General features: G+C 59.7%; 1 protein-coding gene. It reads left to right on the top strand.

Features of this window, described 5'->3' with window-relative positions:
* Positions 1 to 231 precede the first annotated feature (231 nt).
* On the top strand, positions 232 to 1,083 hold the full coding sequence (locus tag KUG43_RS15915; protein ID WP_216910707.1) for a phycobilisome rod-core linker polypeptide: 852 nt from the start codon (positions 232 to 234) through the stop codon (positions 1,081 to 1,083).
* Positions 1,084 to 1,487: the final 404 nt, after the last annotated feature.

Below are 1,487 nucleotides of genomic sequence, written 5' to 3'. Positions count from 1 at the left end.
CAACTACATCGATTACGCCATCAGCGCCCTCGTTTGAGTCGCTTCGCTCTTCGATTCCTCTGGGTCCCTTCCGGGACCCTTTTTTTTGGCCCGATTCGCATAGCGGAGGCCCGCCTGGGCTCGGGCGCTGTAACGATCGAACCGTCTGGCGAAATCCTGTGCTGACTTCCTCATAAGATCGGAACGGTGCACCGTACGCGTGCAGTCCTCCCCCCTTCTGGCCCGCCATCCATGACCCTCGTCAATGCGCCCTATCTGGGCATCGAACGCTTCGCGAACGACCGCAACAAGGAAAACTGGTCGAATGCGTCCGATCAGGACAAGACCACCATCATCCGCACGGTTTATCAGCAGGTGCTCGGTCGTCAATACATCATGGAGAGCGAGCGCCTTGAGGGTGCCGAGTCCCTGTTCCGTAACGGCTATCTGAGTGTGCGCGAATTCGTCCGCGCCGTGGCCAAGAGCGGTCTGTACCGGTCGAAGTTCTTCGAGAACTGCAATCCCTACCATTTCATCGAGCTGAACTTCAAGCATCTGCTGGGCCGCGCCCCCCAGAACAAAGCGGAGATGCTGCATCACTTCACCATTCTGCAGGAAGAGGGTGTGGAAGCCGAGATCGATTCCTATATCGACAGTGCTGAATATCAGGAGCGCTTCGGGGAAGAAGTCGTCCCCTATCTGACGGGTTGGGACTACTCAGCCGGTCAGCAGGGGCGTCAGTTCTCCTGGCTGATGCAACTGGCCCGGGGCGCCGCCGCTTCGGTGAAAGGGGATACCGCCGGCACCAACTTCCGACTCGGCAAAGCCCTGCACCAGGACCGCGCCGTTCCGGTGGTGAGCCCCAACGCCAAGGGTTCGGCCTACCAGCCCAGCCGGGTGGCCAATGAATCGATCACCAAGATGGCCAAGGGAATCGGCCAGAAGGCCAAGGTGTATCGCATTGAAGTCACCGGACTGAGCGAGTACCGCCTGCACAAGCGCAGCAACACCGTTCGCTTCGTGCCCTTCAACAAGCTGCTCGAGGCCCAGCAGATGATCCATCGCCAAGGTGGGCGGGTCGCCAGCGTGAGCCCGGTGAACTGACCGCAACCTCGCTGGGTACTCCTCCACGACTTCACCCCCTCGGCATCACGCCGAAGGGGGTTTTTCATGGCCCGTCTGCATGCACGCGCATCAGGAGAGCGTGGTGTCGATTGTTCAGCAAGGCACAGATGAGAGGGGCAATGGCGTACCCAACGGCCCTACGACTGCAGTCAGCCAGAGAAATCGAGCCACGACGGATGACCCTTTGTAAACTTCACGGATCCTGGGGCGATTCTTTCTGACAATAGGTCCGTGCCCAGCACAGGTGAACGTCCTTGGCGTTCCCACCCCCCTTACCCACCCAAAGCCCGACGTTCGACGTCGAGAACAGGAGCTAACTCAATGTTCGACGCCTTCACCAAGGTCGTTGCTCAGGCTGATGCCCGCGGCGAATTCCTCAACGC

This window comes from Synechococcus sp. CCY 0621, from assembly GCF_019038465.1.
Taxonomy (GTDB): Bacteria; Cyanobacteriota; Cyanobacteriia; order PCC-6307; family Cyanobiaceae; genus Cyanobium.
This window is presented reverse-complemented; position numbering and strand designations above follow the sequence as displayed.

What these genes read in the sequence shown, in the direction of transcription:
- KUG43_RS15915 (WP_216910707.1), top strand. Translation starts at nt 232, where the DNA reads ATGACCCTCGTCAATGCGCCCTATCTGGGCATCGAACGCTTCGCGAAC.